At 70.2% G+C, this 19,863-nt stretch carries 20 protein-coding genes; 4 read left to right on the forward strand and 16 right to left on the reverse strand.

The window, feature by feature from the left end; all coding sequences use genetic code 11:
* Positions 1 to 42: 42 nt before the first annotated feature.
* On the reverse strand, positions 43 to 1,890 hold the full coding sequence (gene glmS / locus Srubr_RS27795) for a glutamine--fructose-6-phosphate transaminase (isomerizing) (RefSeq protein ID WP_189994098.1): 1,848 nt from the start codon (positions 1,888 to 1,890) through the stop codon (positions 43 to 45).
* A gap of 137 nt (positions 1,891 to 2,027) precedes the next feature.
* On the opposite strand from glmS, the gene Srubr_RS27800 reads away from it, so the two are divergent.
* The 3 genes from Srubr_RS27800 to Srubr_RS27810 all read left to right on the forward strand — a co-directional run bounded on the left by Srubr_RS27800 (position 2,028) and on the right by Srubr_RS27810 (position 4,685).
* The gene (locus tag Srubr_RS27800) at positions 2,028 to 2,627 is read left to right on the forward strand and encodes a hypothetical protein (RefSeq protein ID WP_189994100.1); all 600 of its coding nucleotides are present in this window, start codon (positions 2,028 to 2,030) and stop codon (positions 2,625 to 2,627) included.
* A 138-nt stretch (positions 2,628 to 2,765) separates the two neighbouring features.
* Positions 2,766 to 3,734, forward strand: coding sequence for a type I pantothenate kinase (coaA, locus tag Srubr_RS27805; protein WP_189994534.1), 969 nt, complete (start codon positions 2,766 to 2,768; stop codon positions 3,732 to 3,734).
* 21 nt (positions 3,735 to 3,755) lie between these two features.
* Positions 3,756 to 4,685, forward strand: a complete 930-nt coding sequence (locus Srubr_RS27810; RefSeq protein ID WP_189994103.1) for a DUF389 domain-containing protein — start codon at positions 3,756 to 3,758, stop codon at positions 4,683 to 4,685.
* Positions 4,686 to 4,800: 115 nt separating this feature from the next.
* On the opposite strand, the gene glmM is transcribed toward Srubr_RS27810, so the two are convergent.
* From glmM to rplM, 3 genes are all read right to left on the reverse strand, one after another.
* The gene (gene glmM, locus Srubr_RS27815) at positions 4,801 to 6,159 is read right to left on the reverse strand and encodes a phosphoglucosamine mutase (RefSeq protein ID WP_189994105.1); all 1,359 of its coding nucleotides are present in this window, start codon (positions 6,157 to 6,159) and stop codon (positions 4,801 to 4,803) included.
* A 217-nt stretch (positions 6,160 to 6,376) separates the two neighbouring features.
* Complete coding sequence (gene rpsI / locus Srubr_RS27820) at positions 6,377 to 6,889, reverse strand: 30S ribosomal protein S9 (protein ID WP_030601145.1); 513 nt, start codon at positions 6,887 to 6,889, stop codon at positions 6,377 to 6,379.
* Positions 6,890 to 6,931: 42 nt separating this feature from the next.
* The gene (rplM, locus tag Srubr_RS27825) at positions 6,932 to 7,375 is read right to left on the reverse strand and encodes a 50S ribosomal protein L13 (RefSeq protein WP_014674395.1); all 444 of its coding nucleotides are present in this window, start codon (positions 7,373 to 7,375) and stop codon (positions 6,932 to 6,934) included.
* Positions 7,376 to 7,643: 268 nt separating this feature from the next.
* Between rplM and Srubr_RS27830 the strand changes: the two genes are divergently transcribed.
* Positions 7,644 to 8,522 carry a hypothetical protein gene (locus Srubr_RS27830; RefSeq protein WP_189994107.1) on the forward strand — a complete coding sequence of 293 codons (879 nt, stop codon included), beginning with the start codon at positions 7,644 to 7,646 and terminating at the stop codon, positions 8,520 to 8,522.
* A gap of 45 nt (positions 8,523 to 8,567) precedes the next feature.
* Here the strand turns inward: Srubr_RS27830 and Srubr_RS27835 are convergent, their stop codons facing one another.
* The 12 genes from Srubr_RS27835 to infA all read right to left on the reverse strand — a co-directional run bounded on the left by Srubr_RS27835 (position 8,568) and on the right by infA (position 19,718).
* On the reverse strand, positions 8,568 to 9,314 hold the full coding sequence (locus Srubr_RS27835) for a polyprenol monophosphomannose synthase (protein WP_189994109.1): 747 nt from the start codon (positions 9,312 to 9,314) through the stop codon (positions 8,568 to 8,570).
* Positions 9,314 to 10,618 carry a UDP-glucose dehydrogenase family protein gene (locus tag Srubr_RS27840; protein ID WP_189994111.1) on the reverse strand — a complete coding sequence of 435 codons (1,305 nt, stop codon included), beginning with the start codon at positions 10,616 to 10,618 and terminating at the stop codon, positions 9,314 to 9,316. Before Srubr_RS27840 ends, Srubr_RS27835 begins: the two co-directional genes overlap by 1 nt.
* A 31-nt stretch (positions 10,619 to 10,649) precedes the next feature.
* On the reverse strand, positions 10,650 to 12,611 hold the full coding sequence (locus tag Srubr_RS27845) for a glycosyltransferase family 39 protein (protein WP_189994113.1): 1,962 nt from the start codon (positions 12,609 to 12,611) through the stop codon (positions 10,650 to 10,652).
* Positions 12,608 to 13,630 carry a glycoside hydrolase family 26 protein gene (locus Srubr_RS27850; RefSeq protein WP_189994116.1) on the reverse strand — a complete coding sequence of 341 codons (1,023 nt, stop codon included), beginning with the start codon at positions 13,628 to 13,630 and terminating at the stop codon, positions 12,608 to 12,610. The genes Srubr_RS27845 and Srubr_RS27850 overlap by 4 nt, the downstream gene beginning before the upstream one ends.
* Positions 13,630 to 15,048: a glycosyltransferase family 2 protein gene (locus Srubr_RS27855; RefSeq protein ID WP_189994537.1), complete on the reverse strand. Its 1,419-nt coding sequence runs from the start codon at positions 15,046 to 15,048 to the stop codon at positions 13,630 to 13,632. The genes Srubr_RS27850 and Srubr_RS27855 overlap by 1 nt, the downstream gene beginning before the upstream one ends.
* Positions 15,049 to 15,430: 382 nt before the next feature.
* Entirely contained in the window at positions 15,431 to 16,294 is an 864-nt protein-coding gene (gene truA / locus Srubr_RS27860; RefSeq protein WP_189994117.1) for a tRNA pseudouridine(38-40) synthase TruA, read from the reverse strand.
* 140 nt (positions 16,295 to 16,434) lie between these two features.
* Complete coding sequence (rplQ, locus tag Srubr_RS27865) at positions 16,435 to 16,935, reverse strand: 50S ribosomal protein L17 (RefSeq protein WP_189994119.1); 501 nt, start codon at positions 16,933 to 16,935, stop codon at positions 16,435 to 16,437.
* A 170-nt stretch (positions 16,936 to 17,105) separates the two neighbouring features.
* Complete coding sequence (locus tag Srubr_RS27870) at positions 17,106 to 18,128, reverse strand: DNA-directed RNA polymerase subunit alpha (protein WP_003966937.1); 1,023 nt, start codon at positions 18,126 to 18,128, stop codon at positions 17,106 to 17,108.
* 151 nt (positions 18,129 to 18,279) lie between these two features.
* Positions 18,280 to 18,684: a 30S ribosomal protein S11 gene (gene rpsK, locus Srubr_RS27875; RefSeq protein ID WP_003956432.1), complete on the reverse strand. Its 405-nt coding sequence runs from the start codon at positions 18,682 to 18,684 to the stop codon at positions 18,280 to 18,282.
* A gap of 65 nt (positions 18,685 to 18,749) precedes the next feature.
* The gene (rpsM, locus tag Srubr_RS27880; RefSeq protein ID WP_023547369.1) at positions 18,750 to 19,130 is read right to left on the reverse strand and encodes a 30S ribosomal protein S13; all 381 of its coding nucleotides are present in this window, start codon (positions 19,128 to 19,130) and stop codon (positions 18,750 to 18,752) included.
* 192 nt (positions 19,131 to 19,322) lie between these two features.
* A complete protein-coding gene (gene rpmJ, locus Srubr_RS27885) occupies positions 19,323 to 19,436 on the reverse strand; it encodes a 50S ribosomal protein L36 (protein ID WP_003998809.1) in 114 nt (37 codons plus the stop codon).
* Positions 19,437 to 19,496: 60 nt separating this feature from the next.
* Complete coding sequence (gene infA, locus Srubr_RS27890) at positions 19,497 to 19,718, reverse strand: translation initiation factor IF-1 (protein ID WP_003948620.1); 222 nt, start codon at positions 19,716 to 19,718, stop codon at positions 19,497 to 19,499.
* Positions 19,719 to 19,863 lie beyond the last annotated feature (145 nt).

The following is a 19,863-nucleotide window of genomic DNA, read 5'->3' on the forward strand; positions in this document are numbered from 1 at the left end:
ACGGGGCGAACGGTGTCCGGCCGTGCGCCCCGCACCGCCCCCTCACTCCACGGTGACGGACTTCGCCAGGTTCCGGGGCTGGTCCACCTCGTTGCCCCGGGCCGTGGCCAGTTCGCAGGCGAAGACCTGCAACGGCACGGTGGCCACCAGTGGCTGGAGCAGCGTCGGCGTGGCCGGGATGCGGATCAGGTGGTCGGCGTAGGGGACCACCGTCTCGTCGCCCTCCTCGGCGATGACGATGGTACGGGCGCCACGCGCGCGGATCTCCTGGATGTTGGACACGATCTTGTCGTGCAGGAGGGACCGGCCGCGCGGGGACGGTACGACCACCACCACCGGAAGGTCCTCCTCGATCAGCGCGATCGGGCCGTGCTTCAGCTCGCCGGCGGCGAAGCCCTCGGCGTGCATGTAGGCGAGTTCCTTGAGCTTCAGCGCGCCTTCCAGGGCCACCGGGTAGCCGACGTGCCGGCCGAGGAAGAGGACGGTGTTCTTCGTGGCCAGGGTGCGGGCCAGCGCCCGGACCGGCTCCATGGTCTCCAGGACCCGTTCCACCTCGTGCGAGATCCGGGACAGGTCCTTGATGACCGCGTGGACCTCGTCGCCCCACTTGGTGCCGCGCACCTGGCCGAGGTACAGGGCGACCAGGTAGCAGGCGACGAGCTGGGTGAGGAAGGCCTTGGTCGAGGCGACGGCGACCTCGGGGCCGGCGTGCGTGTAGAGCACGGCGTCGGACTCGCGGGGGATGGTCGAGCCGTTGGTGTTGCAGATCGCCAGCACCTTGGAGCCCTGTTCGCGGGCGTGGCGCAGCGCCATCAGGGTGTCCATGGTCTCGCCGGACTGGGAGATGGCGATCACCAGGGAGCGGCCGTCCAGGATCGGGTCCCGGTAGCGGAACTCGCTGGCCAGCTCGACCTCGCAGGGGATGCGGGTCCAGTGCTCGATGGCGTACTTGGCGATCAGGCCGGCGTGGAAGGCCGTACCGCAGGCGACGATGACGACCTTGTCGACCTCGCGCAGTTCGGAGGGGCTGATCCGCACCTCGTCCAGGGTCAGCGAGCCGCTGGGGTCGATGCGGCCGAGCAGGGTGTCGGCGACGGCCTTGGGCTGCTCGGCGATCTCCTTGAGCATGAAGTAGTCGTAGCCGCCCTTCTCGGCGGCGGAGGCGTCCCAGTCCACGTGGTAGGAGCGGATGTCGGCGGGGCGGCCGTCGAAGCCGGTCACCGTGACGCCGTCCCGGCGCAGTTCGACCACCTGGTCCTGGCCCAGCTCGATCGCGGAGCGGGTGTGGGCGATGAACGCGGCGACGTCGGAGGCCAGGAACGCCTCGCCCTCGCCGACGCCCACCACCAGCGGGGAGTTGCGGCGGGCGCCGACCACCACGTCCGGTGCGTCGGCGTGCACCGCGACCAGGGTGAACGCGCCTTCCAGGCGGCGGCACACCAGCCGCATCGCCTCGGCGAGGTCGGCGGTGACCGAGAACTCCTCGGCGAGCAGGTGGGCGACGACCTCGGTGTCCGTCTCGGAGGTCAACTCGTGCCCGCGCTCGGCGAGTTCGGCGCGCAGCACGGCGAAGTTCTCGATGATGCCGTTGTGCACCACGGCGACCCGGCCCGCGTTGTCCAGGTGAGGGTGCGCGTTGGCGTCCGTGGGCCCGCCATGGGTGGCCCAGCGGGTGTGCCCGATGCCGGTCGAGCCGGTCGGCAGCGGCCGTTCGACCAGCTCCTTCTCCAGGTTGACCAGCTTCCCGGCCTTCTTCGCGGCGGCCAGCCCGCCGTCCGCGAGCACGGCGACCCCCGCCGAGTCGTAGCCCCGGTACTCCAGCCGCTTCAGCCCGGCCATCACGACATCCAGCGCCGACTGTGACCCTACGTATCCCACGATTCCGCACATGAGCGGCAGCCTAAGGTCCACAACCGATCAGAAACGGCCCTACCTTGCCCGAAATCAGAAATTCCCACCGTCGTACGAAGGGTCATGGGGGCACACTCCCCACCGAGACGTGCTGCCCGGGATGAGAGAAGAGTCGCATGCCGCGTTACACGGATTTCGACTTCGGTGTCTCCCGAGTGATGGGCTACTTCCATCAGGACTGGTATCACGACGGCGACAACGCCGCCGATGTCGTCGCAAGACAGCTCGCGGCCTCGTGCGACGAGGAGGCACTGGCGCTGCGCCGGGACGCCCGGACTCTCGGCCTCCTTCCCTCACCCGCGCTGAAGGTGCTGTGGTACGCCGGTGCGGAACACATGCCGAACATCGAGTGGCTGGGAGGCGCGGCCGAGTGGACGCGAACGCTCGTCCGGCTGTGTGACGCGCGGCTGTCGGCCTCGGAGGTACGCCCGTGCACGGGCGCGGACGCGGAGGACGGCGCCGCTTGCCTCGACGCGGTCCTCGACGAGATCGACGCGGCGCGGTTCCTGGCCCCCGAGGTCCGTACGGCGCTCACCGACTGCGCGCGCCGGTGCACCCCGGACCTGGCGTTCCGGGTGCTGCTGAGGACGATGACGCACGCGCCGGACGCTTCGCTGTCCCGGGAGCGGTACCGGAGGCTGGAAGCCGTCGGATCGGCCCTCCGGTACGGCGAGTTCGTCGTGGACAACGCGAAGTACCTGGTCGTGCGGCCGTAGCGGGACGGATGGTGACCCTCCCCGGACGGGTAGGGAAGGGACACCGCCGGATCTGCCCGGAGGCCACGTGACGCACCCCACCCCGCCGCCCCGTTCAAACTCCGTTAACAATGGACTGTGATCTCACCGGTCTCCTCGATGCCCCGGAGCGCCCACCGGCACAGGCCGGAGGCGACTCCCTACGTCGATCTCACCCGCGCCGAGTGGAGCGCGCTGCGCGACAAGACGCCGTTGCCGCTCAGCGCCGAGGAGGTGGAGAAGCTCCGCGGTCTGGGTGACGTCATCGACCTGGACGAGGTGCGGGACATCTACCTCCCGCTCTCCCGGCTCCTCAACCTCTACGTCGGCGCCACGGACGGTCTGCGCGGCGCGCTGAACACCTTCCTCGGGGAGAAGGGCTCCCAGTCCGGCACCCCCTTCGTGATAGGCGTCGCCGGCTCCGTGGCCGTCGGCAAGTCCACCGTCGCCCGCCTGCTCCAGGCCCTGCTCTCCCGCTGGCCCGAGCACCCCCGCGTGGAACTGGTCACGACGGACGGCTTCCTGCTGCCCACCCGGGAGCTGGAGGCCCGCGGCCTGATGTCGCGGAAAGGTTTCCCCGAGTCCTACGACCGCCGGGCCCTGACCCGTTTCGTCGCCGACATCAAGGCCGGCAAGGACGAGGTGTCGGCACCGGTCTACTCCCACCTGATCTACGACATCGTGCCGGGCGAGCGCCTCGTCGTCCGCCGCCCGGACATCCTCATCGTCGAGGGGCTGAACGTCCTCCAGCCCGCGCTGCCCGGCAAGGACGGCCGTACCCGGGTCGGTCTCGCCGACTACTTCGACTTCAGCGTGTACGTCGACGCGAGCACCGAGGACATCGAGCGCTGGTACCTCAGCCGCTTCCGGAAGCTGCGGCAGACCGCCTTCCAGGACCCGTCGTCGTACTTCCGCAAGTACACCCAGGTCTCCGAGGAGGAGGCCCTGGACTACGCGCGCATGCTCTGGCGGACCATCAATCAGCCGAACCTGGTGGAGAACATCGCCCCGACCCGGGGCCGGGCCACCCTCATCCTGCGCAAGGGCCCGGACCACAAGGTGCAGCGGCTGCGGCTGCGCAAGCTGTAGCCGGTCCGGTTGGATGGGCGCATGCTGCATCTGCGCCTGATCACCCCGGCCGGGCAGACGGAGGAGGTGGTGCGGCTGATCGAGCGGACGGTCGGCACCACCCACCTCGTCGTCCTGCCCGGCACCGCCCGCGACCCCGTCGGCGACCTCGTCCTGTGCGACGTGGCGCGCGAGGCGGCCGACGAACTCATCGCCGGACTGCGGCGGCTGGGCCTGGAGGACACCGGTTCCATAGCCGTGGAGGACATCGGCCTGTCGCTGTCCCGGCGGGCCGAGGAGGCCGAGAAGGAGGCGCCCGGCGAGGGCGCGGACGCGGTGCTGTGGGAGGGCCTGATCGAGGCCACCCACGAGGAGTCGACGCTCTCGGTCACCTACCTCGCCTTCATCACCCTGGCCACGATGATCGCCGCCTGCGGTGTGGTGCTGGACAACGCGATCCTGATCGTGGGCGCGATGGCGGTCGGCCCGGAGTTCGGCCCGCTGGCCGGCATCAGCGCGGCCCTGGTACGGCGCCGTCCGCGCCTGGCCTGGCGCTCGCTGCTCGCACTGCTGGTGGGCTTCGCGGTGGCCATGGCCTTGACCAGCGCGTTCAGCCTGCTGATGGACGCGACCGGGCTGTTCAGCGAGGACCGACTGGAGGGCGCCCGGCCGAACACCGGGTTCATCTACGCCCCCGACTGGTTCTCCTTCGTCGTGGCCGTGCTCGCCGGCGTCGCCGGCATCCTGTCCCTGACCTCCGCCAAGTCGGGCGCCCTGGTGGGCGTGGCCATCTCCGTGACCACGGTCCCGGCCGCGGCCAACGCGGCGGTGGCGCTGGCCTACGGCGACACGTCACAGACCAGCGGCTCGACCGTCCAGCTCCTGCTGAACCTGCTGGGCATCGTGCTGGCGGGGACCCTCACGCTGCTCGCCCAGAAGCATTTCTGGGAGCGCCGGCTCAAGCGCTCCTGAAGGGGCGCGGGGCTGTGCCGATGTGCGGCTCCGCCGCGTGGCCGCGACCGGCCACGACGAACCCGCGGCCCGCAACGCACAGCCCCCACCGCCCCGGACCCGGGACCCGGCGGCCCTACCCGAGCGCCGCCTTCACCGCGTCGGCCAGCCGCCCCGCGACCGCCCGCGCCTGCTCGATGTCCGCGGCCTCGACCATCACCCGCACCAGCGGCTCGGTACCCGACGGCCGCAGCAACACCCGCCCGGTCTCGCCGAGTTCGTGCTCCGCCTCGGCGACCGCGGCGGCGAGGTCCGCGGATGTCCTCACCCGCGACTTGTCCACGTCCGGCACATTGATCAGGACCTGCGGCAGCCGCTCCATGACGGAGGCCAGCTCGCGCAGCGTACGGCCGGTCTGGGCGACCCGCGCCGCCAGCAGCAGGCCGGTCAGCGTGCCGTCGCCGGTGGTGGCGTGGTCGAGGATGATGACGTGCCCGGACTGCTCGCCGCCGAGGGCGTAGCCGTGCTCCTTCATCTCCTCCAGGACGTACCGGTCGCCCACGGCCGTCTGCACGAGCCGGATGCCCTCGCGTTCCATCGCCAGCTTGAAGCCGAGGTTGGACATCACGGTGGCCACCACCGTGTCGGCGGGCAGCGCGGACCGCTCCCGCAGGGCCAGCGCGAGCACGGCGAGGATCTGGTCCCCGTCCACCTCCTCGCCGGTGTGGTCCACGGCCAGGCAGCGGTCGGCGTCACCGTCGTGCGCGATGCCGAGGTCCGCGCCGTGCTCGACGACCGCGGCCTTGAGCAGGTCCAGGTGGGTCGAGCCGCAGCCGTCGTTGATGTTGAGCCCGTCCGGCTCGGCACCGATCGTGACGACCTGGGCGCCCGCCCGGGCGAACACCTCCGGCGAGACCCCCGAGGCCGCGCCGTGCGCTTCGTCCAGGACGATCTTCAGGCCGTCGAGCCGGTTGGGCAGCACCGCCAGCAGGTGGGCGATGTACTGCTCGAAGCCCTCGTCGTACGACCGTACGCGGCCGACGCCGGCCCCGGTCGGCCGCTGCCAGGGCTCACCGTGCCGGTGGGAGTCGTAGACCGCCTCGATCCGGTCCTCCAGCTCGTCGGCGAGTTTGTGGCCGCCGCGGGCGAAGAACTTGATGCCGTTGTCCGGCATGGCGTTGTGGCTGGCGGAGAGCATCACGCCGAGGTCGGCGCCGAGCGCGCCGGTCAGGTGCGCCACCGCGGGCGTCGGCAGCACGCCGACCCGCAGGACGTCGACGCCCGCGCTGGCCAGCCCGGCCACCACCGCGGCCTCCAGGAACTCCCCGGACGCGCGCGGGTCCCGTCCGACCACCGCCGTCGGCTTGTGGCCCTCGAAGGTGCCCGCCTCGGCCAGCACATGCGCCGCGGCGACGGAGAGGCCCAGCGCCAGCTCGGCCGTCAGATCCGCGTTGGCGACACCGCGCACGCCGTCCGTGCCGAAGAGTCGTCCCACTTGTCCTCCTGAGGAAGCATCGTTGTCGGAAGCGGACCGCGCCGCGTCGGGTGGCAGGCGACCCGGTATCCGATCACACAAGCCTTTGAGCGTCTTGTGCCGTTATACGCCCTTGGCTGGGATAAGCGAACGCCCCGGGGGCACATGTGGCGTGCCGCCGGGGCGTTCGGAGTACGCGGGGCCGAAGCCCGTACCACGTACGAGCAGGCAGCGAAGCTTAGCGCTTGCTGTACTGCGGAGCCTTGCGGGCCTTCTTCAGACCGGCCTTCTTCCGCTCGACCGCACGGTCGTCGCGCTTGAGGAAGCCGGCCTTCTTCAGCGGGCCGCGGTTGTTGTCGACGTCGGCCTCGTTCAGCGCGCGGGCGACACCGAGACGGAGCGCACCGGCCTGGCCGGAGACACCGCCACCGGCGATGCGGGCGATGACGTCGTAACGGCCGTCGAGCTCAAGGACCTTGAACGGCTCGTTGACTTCCTGCTGGTGCACCTTGTTCGGGAAGTAGTCCTCAAGGGTGCGACCGTTGATCTTCCACTTGCCGGTGCCCGGGACGATCCGGACGCGGGCGATGGCGTTCTTGCGGCGGCCCAGGCCGGCGGCCGGCTGCGGCTCGCCGAAGCGGGAGGCCAGGGACTCCGAGGTGTACTCGCCCTCGACGGGGACCTCGGACTCGGTGGTGTAGCTGTCGATGTCAAGCTCTTCGAGCGGCTGCTCGGCAGTGGTCTCGGCCACGATTCTCCTCAGATTCTCTTCAGTCTTAGGGGGTGGCCGGACTTACTGCGCGACCTGGGTGATCTCGAACGGCACCGGCTGCTGGGCCGCGTGCGGGTGCTGGTCACCCTTGTAGACCTTCAGCTTCGAGAGCATCTGACGGCCCAGGGAGTTCTTGGGGAGCATGCCCTTGACGGCCTTTTCGATGGCCTTCTCCGGGTTCTTGTCCAGCAGCTCGTCGTAACGGACGGAGCGCAGACCACCCGGGTAGCCGGAGTGGCGGTAGGCCATCTTCTGGGTCCGCTTGTTGCCGGACAGGTGCACCTTGTCGGCGTTGATGATGATGACGAAGTCACCAGCGTCGACGTGCGGCGCGTAGATCGGCTTGTGCTTGCCCCGGAGGAGGGTCGCAGCAGTGGTGGCGAGACGGCCCAGGACAACGTCCTGAGCGTCGATGACGTGCCACTGGCGCGTCACATCGCCGGGCTTGGGGCTGTACGTACGCACGGTTCGTAGCCTTCGCTTCGAGTGAATGGTCCTAAACAAGGTCACCGAAACGATCACGACAGCCTTGACCCACGGCGGCGACGCAAACCGCGTGCGTGGGGTCGCTGGTCATCGGCCCGGTGGACCGGTGTAAGGGCCCGTCCCGTGAGAATGAGCAAGCCAATACACAACGAAGAAGCAGGTTACCGGCTGGCCCCCGGGCGGGTCAAAACGAGGCGGGCCACCGGACGGCCCCCGTGCCACCGGGCCCCCGTCTAAGATGCGCCCCATGAGTTACGGGCAGGGGGGACCCCAGTCTCAGTGGGATCCCTGGAAACCGCATTCCCAGCAGCAGCCGTGGAACAGCGGAGAAGACGACGGGACGCCCGACTGGGCCGCGCTCGCCGAGGCCTCCGAGACCCGGAACAAGCGCCGCAAGCTGCTGTTCATAGCCGGCGGGGCGCTGGCCACGGTCGCGATAGGCACCGCGGTCGCCGTGGCCGTGGTCTCCGCGAACGGCGGTGACCCCGAGGCCGGCCCGAGCAACCTGCCCGCCACCGCCTCCATACCCGGCACCGGCAGCGCGACGCCGTCCTTCGAACCGACCAGCGCGCCGCCGCCGCTGAACCCCGCGGACTTCATATCCAGCGCCAAGAAGGACACCGCTCCGCTCGGCCCCGACACGCTCTTCCCCGGCAAGCAGCTCACCCTCGGCGACACCGTGTACACGAAGGGCGCCACGGACGACACCTCCGCCTGCGCCTCGGTCGCCGGCGGCACCCTGCCGCGCGTCCTCACCGCCAACGGCTGCACCCGCCTGCTGCGCGCCACCTACACCCACGGCGACATCGCGGTCACCGTGGGCGTCGCCGTCTTCGACGACGCGGCGCGGGCCGGCCGGGCCAAGGCACAGACCGACGACCGGTCCATCGTCCGCTCGCTGTACGGCAAGGGCGGCGTCAAGCCCTTCTGCGACGGGGCCTTCTGCCGCTCCACGCGCAATGCCTACGGCCGCTACGCCTACTTCACCATCTCCGGCTTCACCACCGGCAAGGACGTCACCAAGAACGACACCGCCGTCTTCGGCGCCGGCAACAGCCTGGCCCAGTTCACCGTGAACCAGATCCACCGCCGCGGCCAGGAGCAGGCCGAGGCCGCCGCCCGGTAGCCGGCCCGCCCGGCGGCCGCACCGGCCGGTTGCCGCCCCCGGCCGCTAGTACCGCTTCAGCCGCAGCCGCAGCGGCAGCACCGCCGACTCCAGCTGGGTGCGCAGCGTCATCTTGGACTCGCCCTCGGTGCGCTCGGCGAACCGGATGGGGATCTCCACGGCCGTGTGCCCGGCCCGGACGGCCCGGTACTTCAGCTCCACCTGGAAGCTGTAGCCGGCGCTGTCCAGGGACGTCAGGCCGACGTCCCGCAGGGTCCGCGCCGACCACAGGTTGAACCCGGCCGTGATGTCCTGGATGTCGGTGCCGAGGACGGCGCGCGCGTACCGGTTGGCGAACCGGGACAGCAGCACCCGGTGGGCGGCCCACTCCTCGTCCAGCGACCCGCCCTCGACGTAGCGGCTGCCGACCACCAGCCCGGCGCCGGAGTCGAGGGCCGCCTGGAGCATGCGGGGCACCGCCTCCACCGGGTGGCTGCCGTCGGCGTCCATCTGGACGACGTACTCGGCGCCCTCGTCCAGCGCGGCGGACATCCCGGCGGTGTACGCCCGGCCCAGCCCGTCCTTCTCGGTGCGGTGCAGCACGCTCATCCGGGTGCGGCCGTCGCCGTTGTACTTCTCGGCCAACTCCTCGGCGATCCGCCCGGTGCCGTCCGGGCTGGAGTCGTCGACGATCTTCAGCTGGAGCCCGTCCAGCTCCAGCCCGAGCACGGCCTCGGCCATGCCCGGCAGGTTCGCCGCCTCGTTGTAGGTCGGCATCACCACGGTGACCCGGGCCGCCTCGCTCTGTGCCATCACTGTCCCTCCCCTGCGGGCACCGGCCTGCCCGGTGCCCGGAACCACCAGCCCGCCGCGGCCCAGCGGTCCGCGTCGAGCCCCCCTCGCCCGTCCACGATGCGCGGCCGGGCCACCAGCGTCGCCGCCCGCTCCGGGTCGATCTCCCGGAACTGCGGCCACTCGGTCAGATGCAGGACCAGGTCGGCCCCGCGCAGCGCGTCCTCGACGGTGCCCGCGTATCCCAGCAGCGGGAACGCCTTGCGCGCGTTGTCCGCGGCCTGAGGGTCGTACACGGTGACGTCGGCGCCCTCCAGCCGCAGCCGGGCGGCCACGGCCAGTGCGGGCGAGTCGCGGATGTCGTCCGAGCCGGGCTTGAAGGCGGCGCCGAGGACGGCGACCCGGGCGCCGAGCACCGCTCCCCCGCACAGCTCGCGGGCCAGCTCCACCACCCGGTCCCGGCGCCGCATGTTGATCGCGTCCACCTCGCGCAGCAGCCCGAGCGGGACGCCCAGCTCGCCGGCCCGGTGCGCGAAGGCGCGGATGTCCTTGGGCAGACAGCCGCCGCCGAATCCCACACCGGCGCGCAGGAACTTCGCCCCGATCCGGTCGTCGTGGCCGAGCGCCTCGGCGAGCGTGCGCACGTCGCCGCCGGCCGCCTCGCAGACCTCGGCCATCGCGTTGATGAAGGAGATCTTGGTGGCGAGGAAGGCGTTGGCGGCCGTCTTGACCAGCTCGGCGGTCGGGAAGTCGGCGGTGACCAGCGGGGTGCCGGCGGCGAGGACCGGCGCGTACACCTCGCGCAGCACAGCCTCGGCGCGCTGTGACGCCACGCCGAACACCAGCCGGTCCGGGCGCAGTGTGTCCTGGACGGCGAAGCCCTCGCGCAGGAACTCCGGGTTCCAGGCGATCTCCGCGTCGTACGTCCGGGCCAGCCGCTCGGCCGTGCCGACGGGCACGGTCGACTTGCCGACGAGCAGCGCGTCCGGCGCGGCGTGCGCGGCCAGGGCGGCGAAGGCCGCGTCCACCTGGCTCAGGTCGGCGGCGTCGCTGCCGGCGCGCTGCGGGGTGCCCACGCACACGAAGTGGACCTCGCCGAAGGCCCCGGCCTCCGCGTAGGAGGTGGTGAACCGCAGCCTGCCGCTCGCGGTGTGCCGCGCGATCAGCTCGGGCAGGCCCGGCTCGTGGAAGGGCACCCGCCCGGCGCCGAGCGCGGCGGCCTTCTCCGGGTCGGCGTCGACGCCGAGCACCTCGTGGCCCAGTTCGGCCATGCAGGCGGCGTGGGTGGCACCGAGATAGCCGGTGCCGATGACGGTGAGCCGCATGAGGACGGCCTTTCTCGCTTCGGACCCGCGGTCAGGAGGTCTTGGTCCAGATGCGGTAGTGACCGGTGCCGCTGGAGTTGCGGAAGGGCAGGTCGGCCAGGAGCCGGTAGTGCGGGTTGCCCTTGACCGCGTCCGCGACGATGGCGTCCACCCGCGGGTTGGTGAGGCCGTCCAGGACGATCAGGTCGAACTCGCCGTCGCGCAGCGCCGCCCGGTAGGCGTCGTCGCCCTGGTGGTACGTGCCCTTCTTGTCCGTGTACTCCAGGGCGAACACGCCCTGCCACTGCCGGTGGGTGGTCTTGTCCCGCAGGTAGTAGACGGGCACCTCGGGGGTGGAGGCGAGGTAGTGGCCCTCGCGGTCCACGTGGGAGTCGATGGCCCGGATCATCTTCGAGGAGTCGGGCCAGACGCCGAAGCGCCAGTCCGCCTGCGAGATGCCGAGGCAGAGCGTCGCGGTCCACAGCATGATGCCGAGCTGGGGGTAGCGGAAGTGGGCGCCGATCAGCCGGGTGACGCCCACCCCGGCCATCGGGGCGGCGAACAGCAGGCCGAAGCCGACGTGCTTGAACAGCGAGACGACGGTGCCCAGGTGCATCTGGTAGGCGGGCGCGAGCAGCGCGGTGCCGCACAGCAGCAGGCCGAGCAGCGCCCGCCAGCGCCATCCGGGGTTGCCGAGCCGCTGGGCGGCCGGGGACTCGTTCATCCGGCTGCGCCGCACGTAGGAGACCGCGCCGCCGACGGCGGTGAGGAACATCAGCCCGCCCCACTCGCCGGACCGCCGGAGCAGGAAGGCTGCGCTGTCGGAGCCGTGGTCGCGGTCGGTGGTGGTCTGCCGCACGCCGTCCATCAGGTCGGTGCCGTACATGCCGATCCCCAGCACCGCGCCGATGCCGAGCGCGAGCAGCAGCATGCGGAGGAACGCCTTGCGCCCCTGGTGCGGCCAGCCGGTGAGCAGCGCGAGCACGACGATGGTCGGCAGGTACAGGCCGGCCGCGTACTTCACGCCGACGGCGAGGACGGCGACGGGGACGGCGAGCAGCACGGCGGCCACCGGCGCCCGGTCGGTGCGTACGACGATCCAGGTGGCCAGGGCCAGCAGGAACACCGCGGCGGCGTCGTAGGTGGCGAAGTAGCCCATGACGACCGTGGACTGCACCACGGCGAACAGGGCGGCGCCGGCCAGCGCGGCCCGCTCGTTGAACAGCCGCCGGGTGAAGGAGTACAGCAGCCCGGTGGTGCCCAGCATGAACGCCAGGCTCAGCAGGCGCGCCCCGGTGAGCCCGAGCACGTCGTCCACGGCGGCGGCGAGCACCGGGTACAGCTGCGGCGAGCCGGAGAAGTAGGCCGCGTAGTCGATGGGCAGCGGGGTGCCGTGCAGCAGGTGCTGGAGCTCGGCGTGGCCGGCCGCGAGGTAGAGGGCCTCGTCCTGGAACGCGGTGTTGGCCAGGCGCAGCGAGAGCACCGCCTGGACGGCCAGCACGCACAGCAGCACGGCCCGGCTGACCCAGGCGCGCCGTCGGCTGGCGGCCATGTCCCAGCCGACCTCGGGTGTCTCGGGCACGTGGTACCCGGGCTCGGCGGGTGCGGCCGGCTCTTCCTCGGCGGTCTGCGCGGGGTACGCCGGCTGGTCGGCCGGCTGCTGGTACGCGTGGACCCCGGGGTCGTACCCGTACGCCTCGGGTACGTCGTACTCCTGGGGGACGTGCGGGTAGCCCTGCGGGGTGTCGTACTCCTGAGGGACCTGCTGGTAGCCCTGCGGGGTGTCGTACCCCTGCGGGACCGGGTGCCCCTGGGCGACCCCGTAGTCCTGCGGGGTGTCGTACCCCTGGGGGATCTCGTAGTAGCCCTGCGGGACCTCGTACCCCTGCGGGACCTCGTGCCCCTGCGGCCGGCGCGGGAGGTAGCCGTCGGAGTTGAACCAGCCGCCCTGCTGCTCCTCCTCGGCGTACGGGTCGTAGGGCTGCGGGGTGTAGTACTCGGGACGAGAGGTCATGACGGCTTCCGTACGTCGAAGCCGAAACGGTCGTCGGCGGCCAGGCGCTTGAACTCCTCCAGCGCCAGCGGGCTCGCTTCCAGCCGCCAGTCGGCGCGCTTTTTGTAGTCGAACCAGATGAAACCGAGCATGTCGTCGTCCGCCGCGACGCCCGCGAACAGGTTGCGGACATCGGCCCGCCGCCGCTCGCCGGGCATGGCCGCGGTCTCCAGCAGCAGCATCGGCTTCTTGGTGAAGGTGCGGATCTCGTCGCGGGTCGGCCCGAAGACGCTGTCGAAGGCGTTGTCCTGGCCGATCGTGAAGTAGCCGACCAGACCGATCCAGTCCACGTAGGCGTCACCCGGGTAGTACGGCTTGAGCCGTACGTTCTTCACCGGGTTGACGATGTTGGGCGCCCAGGCCCAGATGACGTTGGTGGCGCCGACGTCGACGAAGGTCTGGTGGATGTGGCGCCAGGCGGCCACGTACTGGGCCGGGGTCGCGTGCTTCGTGCCCCACTTCTCCCAGTGCCCGTTGAACTCGTCCGCGAAGTCCATCACCACGGGCAGGTTCAGCTTGCGCACGGCGGTCGCGTACTCCTTGATGTACGCGTCCGACCTGCCCGCCGCGATGTCGGCGAGGGAGGTGTCGAAGGGCTCCCAGGACATCAGCGTCAGGGCGCCCTCGGCCCAGGCGTTGCGCACACCGGTGGCGTCGAAGCCGTCGCCCCAGGCGGCGTAGTACTCGATCAGGTTGGGCTGCTTGCCGGTCCTCGACGTGTACACGTCGATGTTCTTCATGGAGATCGGCGCGCCCGGCACGGCCGCCCCGTAGTACTTCTTCGCCGGCTTGATCAGGGGCGTGACGTCGTAGGGGATGTCCTGGGGGCTCGCCGAGGAGCGCGGGGCGCCCGCGCCGCCGGTCTCCGAAGAGCCCCCGGAGTCGTCACCGAGCAGCGAGCAGCCGCCGAGCGCGAGAACGCCGGCCAGGGCGCAGGCCAGGGCCGCGCCGGTCATACGGAATCGTTTCCTCAGTCGCATCAGGCGGCCTCCGCCCCGGACCGCGGCTGCACCAGCACACGGCCGACGACCAGCGCGTAGAACAGCCCCGAGGACAGGATCAGGGCGAAGTCCGGGGCGTTCATGGTGAACGTCCGGTACACCGCCGCGGTGACCCACACCAGCGCCGTGCCGCCGCTCCAGACCCACATGCCGATCCAGAACCGCCGCGTCTTGTTCTTCTTGGCGCCGGAGGAACCCGTCGGCTGCCAGCCCATGCGGTTCTTGCGCAGGATGTCCCAGATGGCGAAGACGTGCGCCCAGCCGTACATCATCCGGGTCGCCCAGGCCTCCAGGCGGTAGGGCGCCCGGTGCCACATCGGGAAGATGATCGTGGTGTAGAGGATGCTGGGCAGCACCAGCAGCAGATGCTCGACCTTGAGCTTCTCCGGCATCACCAGCAGCAGCACGATCGGGATGACCGGGGCCGCGAAGGTGAACAGCGCGGTGTGGATGTAGTAGAAGAAGCCGGACATGTAGCACAGCCGGCTGGACAGCTTGATCTTCGCCTGCCAGAACTTACGGCTGCCGAGCAGGCTCATCGAGCCCGAGCACCAGCGGTACTGCTGGTTGAAGAAGGCACCCGCGCTGTCCGGGCAGACCCCGGTGGACACCGCGACCGGCACATACCTGAGGTCCCAGCCGAGCCCGCGCAGATCGAACCCGGTGTGCACGTCCTCGGAGTGCTCGATCAGCGTCGTGCCCCCGTTGGTCTCCAGCGCCGCCCGCCGGTAGATCGCGCAGGAGCCGACGCAGATGGCGCCGTCGCTGCCCTGCCGGGAGACCTGCACGGAGCGGTAGAACAGCTCCTGCACCGCGCCCGCGCCGCGCTCGATCCAGTTCTGCGAGTCGAGCACCCGGAAGTACTGCGGGGACTGGACGATGCCGATCCGCGGATCGTCGTCCATGTACGGCAGCAGTTCCTGAAGCAGATCGGCGCGCGGGGTGAAGTCGGCGTCCAGGATGAGGATGTACTCGCCGTCGGACTGGGCGAAGCCGAAGTGGAGGTTGCCGGCCTTCTTGAACCAGCCCCGGTTCTTCCGGGTGCCGTAGCGGAAGCCGAAGTCCCGGGCCATCGCCGCCAGCTCGGGGCTCGCGCCGTCGTCCAGCACGAACGGCACGCAGACCCCGGGGTACCGGTCGGCCATCGCGCGCACGTGCCGCCAGGTGTTGTGCAGCACCTCGATGGGCTCACCGCACACCGGCAGGAACACGTCCACGCTCGGGTACACCTCGGGCCGCCAGTTCTGCACCAGCCGTCGGTGGTGGGCGATGTCGAAGTCCCGGGTGAAGCCGTTCACCCGCAGTGACACCAGGTAGTAGATCACCGTGAAGGCGAGCAGCGGCGTGTAGATCCACAGCACCGGGGTGGACGCCGCCAGCTTGAACTGGCTCAGCACCAGGCAGCAGAAGCTGATCAGCGAGCTGATCGTCAGGATCCACAGGTGCCGTCGCGCGTAGGAGTACTTCTCCTTGTCGGTCGGCGGGAGCGGCAGCAGTCCCAGCGCGGCCGTTCCGCCCCGCCCGGCCCGTCGCCGCCCGCCACTTTGCCGTGCCGCGCGACGCCCCCCGGCCCGCACGGAATCCACTGAAGTCATTCCGTTGTCCCACCCCGGGCCCTACCGACCCGTCGACCCCCCAGCCAAACCCGGCCGCGTGATCGAACGTGTGGCCGGAACGCGCAACTGTATCCGAGCGGTATGAAACGCGTAAGAGTCAGTAAGGGCCAATACGCCCTGCAAGTCCGGATATGGGACGTAAGCGCTGCGAAATGCGACGTAACTAACAGGTTTCGCATCCCGGAAGTCCGGGAAGCGAGCGCTTGTTCCGGGCCTCCTTGCTCCGGGCCGCCAGCAGCTCGTCGGCCGGATAGCCGACCTCCTCCAGCGTCAGCCCGTGCGGCCGTACGACATGCACGGCGGAGTCCCGTACGCCCGCGGCCAGCACCTTCCCCGGCCACTCCGGCCCCCGGTGCCCGTCCCCGACGAACAGCAGCGCGCCGATCAGCGAGCGCACCATGTTGTGGCAGAAGGCGTCCGCCCGCACGGTCGCGGTGATGATCCCGTCCTCGCCCCGCACCAGGCTCAGCTCCTGGAGCGTACGGATCGTGGTCGCGCCCTCGCGCTTCTTGCAGTAGGCGGCGAAGTCGTGCTCCCCGAGCAGCGCCCGCGCGGCCTCGTTCATGGCGTCCACGTCGAGCGGCCAGTCGTGCCACAGCACGTGGTTCCGCAGCAGCGGGTCCACTCCCCCGGGATTGTCGGTGACCCGGTAGGCGTAGCGCCGCCACACCGCCGAGAACCGCGCGTTGAACCCGCTCGGCGCCTCGCGCAGCGCCCACACCCGGACGTCCTTCGGCAGTCGGCCGGCCAGCCGCTTCAGCAGCTTCTGGTGGTGCTCGCGCCACAGCTCCCCGGGCAGATCGACGTGCGCCACCTGCCCCCGGGCGTGCACCCCGGCATCGGTGCGCCCGGCCACGGTCAGCTCGTACGTCTCCTTGGACCGCGTGACCGTCCGCAGCGCGTCCTCGATCTCCCCCTGCACGGTCCGCCTGCCCCCGGCCTGCTTGGCCCAGCCGTGGAAGGCGGAGCCGTCGTAGGACAGATCGAGACGGACACGGACGTAACCGGGCTGTACTTCGTCACTCACGGGGGAATCCTCTCAAAACACGAAAGCGGGCCCGCTCCTCGAAAGGAACGGGCCCGCCAACGCCCTAAAGGGGCGCGGGGAACTGCGCGACAAGCCACGACGGAGCCGCAGCCGCCGACGGCCGCTCCCCGGCAGAACGCTTACGCGTCCTTCGACTCCTCGGCGGGAGCCTCGGCGGCCTCGGTCTCCTCGGCCTTCGTCTGCTCGGCCTTGGCCTCCTCGGCCTCCTTGACCGCACGCTTGGTCGCGGCCTCGGCCTCGCCCACGGCGTTCTGCTGCACCGTCAGCGCCTCGACCAGCTCGATGACGGCCATGGGCGCGTTGTCGCCACGGCGGTTACCGATCTTGGTGATGCGGGTGTAACCACCCGGGCGGTTCTCGTAGCGCGGGCCGATCTCGGTGAAGAGCGTGTGGACGACGCTCTTGTCCGTGATCACCTGAAGCACCTGGCGGCGGTTGTGAAGGTCACCCTTCTTCGCCTTGGTGATCAGACGCTCGGCGTACGGGCGCAGGCGGCGGGCCTTCGCCTCGGTGGTCGTGATCTTGCCGTGCTCGAAGAGGCTCTTCGCGAGGTTCGCGAGGAGCAGCTTCTCGTGCGCGGCGCTGCCGCCCAGACGGGCACCCTTGGTGGGCTTCGGCATGTTGTCTCTCCTGTGTCTCTGCCCCGGCCGTATCAGGTACCGGGGTCAGTATCCGAGCGAGCGGTTGCCCGTCGGAGATCCAGGCCCCGAAGGGCCTGGAAGGGGCGCGGGGAACTGCGCGACCGGCCACGACCGGCCCGCAGACGCAGTACGGCCTCCCCGCGGAGCGCTCAGTACTGCTCGGTCTCCACGAAACCCGCGTCCGCGTCGTCGTCCGCGCCGAAGGCGTCCGCGGCGGCCGTCGGGTCGAATCCGGGCGGGCTGTCCTTCAGGGCCAGGCCCATGCCGGCCAGCTTCGCCTTGACCTCGTCGATGGACTTCGCACCGAAGTTGCGGATGTCCAGCAGGTCGGCCTCGCTGCGCGCGACCAGCTCACCCACGGAGTGGATGCCCTCGCGCTTGAGGCAGTTGTACGACCGAACGGTGAGCTCCAGCTCCTCGATCGGCAGCGCCAGGTCCGCGGCCAGGGCGGCGTCCGTCGGGGACGGGCCCATGTCGATGCCCTCGGCGTCGATGTTCAGCTCGCGGGCGAGACCGAACAGCTCGACCAGGGTCTTGCCGGCGGAGGCCATGGCGTCACGCGGACGCATCGCCTGCTTGGTCTCGACGTCGACGATCAGCTTGTCGAAGTCGGTGCGCTGCTCGACACGCGTGGCCTCGACCTTGTACGTGACCTTCAGCACCGGCGAGTAGATGGAGTCGACCGGGATGCGGCCGATCTCCTGGCCCACCTGCTTGTTCTGCACGGCGGAGACGTAGCCGCGACCGCGCTCGACGGTCAGCTCCATCTCCAGCTTGCCCTTGCCGTTCAGCGTGGCGAGGACGAGGTCGGGGTTGTGCACCTCGACACCGGCCGGGGGCGCGATGTCGGCGGCGGTGACCAGACCCGGGCCCTGCTTGCGCAGGTACATCACGACCGGCTCGTCGTGCTCCGAGGAGACGACCAGCTGCTTGATGTTGAGGATCAGGTCGGTGACGTCCTCCTTGACGCCCGGCACGGTGGTGAACTCGTGCAGGACACCGTCGATCCGGATCGAGGTGACGGCGGCACCCGGGATCGAGGAGAGGAGCGTACGGCGCAGGGAGTTGCCGAGGGTGTAGCCGAAGCCCGGCTCCAGCGGCTCGATCACGAACCGGGAGCGGAACTCGTCGACGACCTCTTCGGTCAACGAGGGACGCTGAGCGATCAGCATGTGTGGATCAGATCCTTCTTTCGTGGACGCCCGCTATTTGACGTCCGACGGAGACCGCGCCCGGGAAAAGCGCGGGTACTGCAAGGGTACGGGCGGCACGACCCGAAAGAGCCGTACCGCCCGGAACCCCAGCCAGTCGAAGCGGCGTGCGTCAGACGCGACGACGCTTCGGCGGGCGGCAGCCGTTGTGCGGGGTCGGGGTGACGTCCTGGATGGAGCCGACCTCGAGGCCCGTGGCCTGGAGGGAACGGATCGCGGTCTCGCGACCGGAGCCCGGACCCTTCACGAACACGTCGACCTTGCGCATGCCGTGCTCCTGGGCGCGGCGGGCGGCCGACTCGGCGGCCATCTGCGCGGCGAACGGCGTGGACTTCCGGGAGCCCTTGAAGCCGACGTGGCCGGCGGAGGCCCAGGAGATCACGTTGCCGGACGGGTCCGTGATCGAGACGATCGTGTTGTTGAACGTGCTCTTGATGTGCGCGTGGCCGTGAGCGACGTTCTTCTTTTCCTTGCGGCGCACCTTCTTGGCAGCGCCCTGACGACCCTTGGGGGGCATCTATTAACTCCTACGGGAGGTGGTCGGTCCTACAGCGAAGACCGTGGACAGGCGTCCGCTGCGGACTACTTCTTGCCCGGCTTCTTCTTGCCGGCGATGGCGCGACGCGGGCCCTTGCGGGTACGGGCGTTGGTGCTGGTGCGCTGACCGCGGACGGGCAGACCGCGACGGTGACGGAGACCCTGGTAGCAGCCGATCTCGACCTTGCGGCGGATGTCGGCCTGGATCTCGCGACGGAGGTCACCCTCGGTCTTGATGTTGTTGTCGACGTACTCGCGGATCGCGACGAGCTGCTCTTCCGTCAGGTCGCGGACGCGGGTGTTCGGGTCGACGCCGGTCGCAGCCAGCGTCTCCTTGGAGAGGGTCCGGCCGATGCCGAACACGTAGGTGAGGGCGACCTCCACGCGCTTTTCGCGCGGGATGTCAACACCGGAAACGCGTGCCATTCAATGGCTCCTGGTGAATCTTCGGAGGTCTTCCACAGAACCGGCTCCCGGCCGCCGTACCAGGTACGAACCGGGTCCCCGGCCTCCGAACCGGGGGTGTCGAGCTGGATGGCTCGGGCTCTGCGTATGAACATATTCAGCTCGCGTCGCGCGAAACTCTGCGATAGAGGTGCAGAGGGAAACGGTCGTGCGTCAGCCCTGGCGCTGCTTGTGGCGCGGGTTCTCGCAGATGACCATGACCCGGCCGTGACGGCGGATCACCCTGCACTTGTCGCAGATCTTCTTGACGCTCGGCTTGACCTTCATGGGGTGAGGTTCTCCGGGTCAGTGCCATCGCTCCGGGCGGGCCCGGGGCGCGGGCAAGATCTACTTGTACCGGTAGACGATCCGGCCACGCGTCAGGTCGTACGGAGACAGCTCCACCACGACCCGGTCGTCAGGGAGGATACGGATGTAGTGCATGCGCATCTTGCCGCTGATGTGTGCCAGGACCTGGTGGCCGTTCTGGAGCTCGACCTTGAACATGGCGTTCGGCAGAGACTCGACGACAGTGCCCTCGATCTCGATGGCACCTTGCTTCTTGGCCACGCTTCGCCCTTCGAATCGACTACCTTGATCGACTCCGCCGTGCACCGATTGTGAGCATGCAGGCATGCGGGTGCACAAGAGCCGACGAGTCAGTCTACGTCGGCGCACCCGGAAAGGCGAATCGAGGAAGTCTGCCCCATGGGGG

Source organism: Streptomyces rubradiris (assembly GCF_016860525.1).
Lineage (GTDB): Bacteria > Actinomycetota > Actinomycetes > Streptomycetales > Streptomycetaceae > Streptomyces > Streptomyces rubradiris.